This window comes from Tahibacter sp. (genome assembly GCF_035481375.1).
Taxonomy (GTDB): Bacteria; Pseudomonadota; Gammaproteobacteria; order Xanthomonadales; family Rhodanobacteraceae; genus Tahibacter.
In genome coordinates, this window is sequence record NZ_DATIGT010000180.1 from 1 (window position 1) to 4,436 (window position 4,436).

6 protein-coding genes are annotated in these 4,436 nt (G+C 67.7%); 4 read left to right on the forward strand and 2 right to left on the reverse strand.

Annotation, left to right across the window (positions count from 1 at the left end; all coding sequences use genetic code 11):
* From VLF18_RS11565 to VLF18_RS11580, 4 genes are all read left to right on the forward strand, one after another.
* On the forward strand, positions 1-537 hold a 537-nt coding region (locus VLF18_RS11565; RefSeq protein ID WP_325279776.1), incomplete at its 5' end, for a 5-formyltetrahydrofolate cyclo-ligase.
* Between the two features lie 10 nt (positions 538-547).
* Complete coding sequence (locus VLF18_RS11570; RefSeq protein ID WP_325279777.1) at positions 548-1,000, forward strand: EVE domain-containing protein; 453 nt, start codon at positions 548-550, stop codon at positions 998-1,000.
* 77 nt (positions 1,001-1,077) lie between these two features.
* Positions 1,078-1,722 carry a ribose-5-phosphate isomerase RpiA gene (rpiA, locus tag VLF18_RS11575; RefSeq protein WP_325279778.1) on the forward strand — a complete coding sequence of 215 codons (645 nt, stop codon included), beginning with the start codon at positions 1,078-1,080 and terminating at the stop codon, positions 1,720-1,722.
* On the forward strand, positions 1,719-2,273 hold the full coding sequence (locus VLF18_RS11580; RefSeq protein ID WP_325279779.1) for a hypothetical protein: 555 nt from the start codon (positions 1,719-1,721) through the stop codon (positions 2,271-2,273). Before rpiA ends, VLF18_RS11580 begins: the two co-directional genes overlap by 4 nt.
* A gap of 7 nt (positions 2,274-2,280) precedes the next feature.
* Here the strand turns inward: VLF18_RS11580 and VLF18_RS11585 are convergent, their stop codons facing one another.
* A complete protein-coding gene (locus VLF18_RS11585) occupies positions 2,281-3,975 on the reverse strand; it encodes a right-handed parallel beta-helix repeat-containing protein (RefSeq protein WP_325279780.1) in 1,695 nt (564 codons plus the stop codon).
* A 227-nt stretch (positions 3,976-4,202) separates the two neighbouring features.
* Positions 4,203-4,436 (reverse strand): LysR substrate-binding domain-containing protein (locus VLF18_RS11590; RefSeq protein WP_325279781.1); only part of this gene is annotated, 234 nt, incomplete at its 5' end.

Consider the following 4,436-nt stretch of genomic DNA (forward strand, 5'->3'; position numbering starts at 1 on the left):
GCACAGCGCATCGCCGCCGCGCAGGGCCTGCTGCAGCAGTTGCAGCAATTGCCCGAACTCACCGTCGACGAACGCATCGGCGGCTATTTCGCGGTCAACGGCGAACTGTCGCTGCATCTCGTCGTCGCGCACTGCTGGCGCCAGGGCAAGGCGTTCCATCTGCCGGTCTCGGGCGCTGCGCGGCAGCTGCGCTTCGCGCCGTACACCGCCGCGAGCCAGGTGCAGCCGAACCGCTTCGGCATTCCCGAGCCGGCCGCTGCCGACGCCGAACTCGCCACGCCGGATTCGCTCGACCTCGTGCTCGTCCCGCTGCTCGGATTCGATCGTCGCGGACACCGTCTCGGCTACGGCGGCGGTTTCTACGACACGAGCTTCGCATTCCTGCACGGGCGCGAGCGTCCGACGACGCCGCTGCTCGTCGGCATCGGCTACAGCTTCCAGGAGATCGACACGGTCGGCGCCCAAGCCTGGGACGTGAAGCTCGATCTCGTCGCGACCGAGCGCGAACTCATCGACTGCACCCAGCCCGCATCCTGAAGGACTGCCCATGCGTTACTGGCTCATGAAATCCGAACCCGAAGAGTTCTCGATCGACGCGCTCGCGAAGAAGAAGCTCGAACCCTGGAACGGCGTGCGCAACTACCAGGCGCGCAACTACATGCGCGACGACATGAAGATCGGCGACGGCGTGCTGTTCTATCACTCCAACTGCGACGAACCCGGCGTCGTCGGCCTCGCCGAGATCCGCAGCGAAGCCCATCCCGACCCCACGCAGTTCGATCCGAAAAGCGACTACTACGACCCGGCCAGCAAGCGCGAGGAACCGCGCTGGCTGCTCGTGGACGTCGGCTTCAAGCGCAAACTCAAACGCACGATCACGCTGGCCGAGCTCAAGGACAAGCCCGAGCTGCAGGACCTCGCACTCGTCAAGAAGGGCAATCGCCTGTCGGTGCTGCCGGTCGCCAGGAAAGAATGGGATTTCATCCTGTCGCTCGAATAGCGCGTCTTCGCGCGCAGGCTGCGGTTGCGCCGCCGCCGTCGAATTTTCCTCAGCCGCCATTGCCTCCCGGAGTTCTAATGGACCGCGAACAGCAGAAACGCCTCGCCGCGCAGCGCGCGGCGACCTATGTCGAAAAAGGCAGCGTCGTCGGCGTCGGCACGGGTTCGACCGTCGCCTACTTCATCGACGAACTCGGCAGGATGCGCGACGACATCGACTGCGCCGTGTCGAGTTCGGAACGCTCCACCGAGCTGCTGCGCGAGCGCGGCATCCGCGTCGTCGATCTCAACAGCGTCGGCACCGTGCCGCTCTATGTCGACGGCGCCGACGAATGCGACACGCACAAGCGCCTGATCAAGGGCGGCGGCGCCGCGCTGACGCGTGAGAAGATCATCGCCGCCGCGTCTGAGCGCTTCGTCTGCATGATCGACGCGGCCAAGCGCGTCGACGTGCTCGGCAAGTTCCCGCTGCCGGTCGAGGTGATCCCGATGGCGCGCAGCTACGTCGCGCGCGAGATAGCCAAGCGCGGCGGACAGCCGGTCTGGCGCGAAGGCGTCGTCACCGACAACGGCAACTGGGTGCTCGACGTGCACAACCTTTCGATCGTCGATCCGGTCGGGCTCGAGCGCGAATACAACCAGATCGTCGGCGTCGTCTGCGTCGGGCTGTTCGCGGCGCGTCCGGCCGACGTCGTCATCATCGGCAGCGAGCTGATGCCGTGATCGACCGGCGCACCGCGCGGGCCGCCGTCGCGCTCGCCGCGGTGTTGCTCGCCGGCTGCGCGGCGACGGCGTCCGATCGTGAGATCACGCTGCAGTACCTCGATCGCGACTACGTCGTCTACCGCGTCGAGGCGGGCGGCCAGGGCAGCTACGAGCAACGCAGGTTCGACAAGGTCGTCCATCAGACCGGTCGGCTCTACATCGACGACGTCAAGCTCGAAGCCTTTCTGGAACTTGCAGAACAAAGCCACTTCTTCACATTGCCGCAAGACCTGGACGAACTGCCCGAGCCGCCCCGGGGCAGCTGCGATCCAAGCCTCGCGCACGATCCGGGCTGCGAACCGCTCGAAGTCATCGAAATCGCCTCCGACTGCGGACCCCATTCGCGCCTGCGGATCAGTGATGGAGAGCGCAGCCACGAAATCAGCTGGAGCTGCAGCAAGCGCAAGGGCGAACGCCTGCTGGCGCCGCTGCTCGACGCCATGCGCGGGCTGTTCGCCGATCAGCCAACCGTGCGGGACGCGCCGCCGGTGCGCGGATGGCGGCGCTGAGGCGGCTTCAGCCGCCGAAACCGTCGCGAAACAGCCGATCGGACGTGCCGTACTGGTATGCACCGGCGTCAGGCGGCACGGTGCGCGACGCACCATAGAACTCCGTCGGCGAACTCGCCGACGCGTGGCCTGCACCGACCATGGCGGCCGAAGCGGAAGCCGCTTCCAGCTGGAAACCCGGACCGGCCGGTGACGCGAAGCCGGGTGCCACGGCGAGCGATGCGGCGTCGAAGCCCGATGCGGCGCGCCATGCTGCGAGGCTGCCGGATCCCTGCTCCCATTCGCGCCCTGCGCCGGTCACGAAGCCGCAGACATTGTTGTCGACAGCGGCATAGGCACCGAACGCGAGATTCAACGAGAGACACGACCAGGAACCGCTCGTCGTCGTGCTGTGCAGCGCGTTGCTGACGACGACGTGCTGACTGCCTTCGTCGCCGAGACGAATGCCGATGCTCGACGGCGCCGTCAGATACAGCGAATTGTTGCGGACGGTCAGGCGCGCCAGCGGCAGGTCGTCGGCCGCGCGTGCGACGGCCGGCGCGGCGATGCCGATGCCGCCGAAGCTCTGCTCGCCGACGATGACGTTGTTCTCGACGACGCAGTCCTGGCAACTGCCCAGCGCGATCGCGATGTTGCCGACGTTGCGGAACGTATTGCCGCGAACGATCGTCCGCACGAAGCCTTCGGGCGTGCCGTAGGCCGGCGTGATGCCGAGACCCCAGCACGCCGGGTCCGCCGCGCCGAGGTCTTCGCGGATCGTGTTGCCTTCGATCAGCAGGTCCGTGTGCTCGCCGTGCACGGCGAACGATCCCCCCTGGCAGCTGCCGCTCGCGGACGCCGCCGAGCGATACAGCGCGTTGCGCACGACGCGTATGCGATGCGTCGCGCCGTTGGACTGGCTCAAGTACACATTGTGCTGAAATACCGTCCCGGTGCCGTTGCCGGCGAACCGGTTGCCGGCGAGCAGCAGATCGTCGCCCGCACCGAGCCAGCCCTGCGTGCGATTGCCTTCGATCTCGCTGTCGACCAGCTCGATGCGCGAGCTGTGTCCGTCGCAGCCCGGATCGCTGCCGCAGGGATTGGATCCGGCGAGATGCACGCCGATGCCGAAGCCGGTGATGCGCAGCCGCTCCAAGCGCACGTCGTCGACGTCGTTGAAAAAGAACAGGCCCCAGTCGTCGTTCGTGCAGGCGGTGCAGGCGAGTTCGAGATCGCGCACGCGATAGCCGCCGTCCGGCGCGGCGTCGCCGGCATTCGCGAAATTGAAGCCGTGGCCGCTCGACTGCACCAGCCGCGGCCGCGCTTCGCCACCCGACGCCCAGGCCGCGGAGTACGCCTCGATCCCGCAGCGCTGCGCCGCCGTGCACTGCGTGTTCAACCACTGCGTGCTGCCGGCGATCGGAAACACGCCGCCGCGGCAGAAATGGATGCTGTCGCCGGCGGCGAGCCCCGACCATGCATCCTGCGCGCGGTCGTAGCTGCGCCAGGCGGTCGCCGGCGAATTGCCGGCTGCCGCGTCGTTGCCGGCGACGCAGCCGGGCGCGGCGCCCGTCGCGCAGTCGCAGACGAAATGGTCGGCGGCCGCCAGCGGCGCGCACAGGAACAGGCACAGCACGAAACCGATCGCGCGCCAGTATCGGCCGCGGCGTCGGAATTCAGCGGAAAGGCGGCGGACGTACGAGGAATCCGGGATCTCGGACATGCAGATACTCCATGACGGCTGCAGGGACGCAGCACGCGGGTTGTTTGCAGGCTGCCGATCGACAAGCGCGGTTTCGCCGGCGCGCAGGACCGTCGTATCGCGTCGCGCAGCGCGATCGCAGCATCGACCGCGACGAGCGGCGCGAATCGGCCGATGCGTGCAACGGCCGCGCAGCGGTCGGCGGCCGGATCGCGGCGACGCAGGGATCCGCGCGACGGCGCGAATCTTCAGCTGTCGCGCGTTTCGGAAACGAGCAGGTCGATCAGCGCGCGCGTCGCTGCCGACTGACCGCGATGCGGCGTGTAGACGAGCGAGAAAGGACGCGTACGACCGCGAAGCTGCGGCAATATCTCGACCAGCGTGCCGCGCGCGATGTGGTCGCGAACGACGAAGTCGTAGCTTTGGCAGATGCCGACGCCTTGCGCGGCGAGCGACACGACGCCGAGCACGTCGTCGGACAC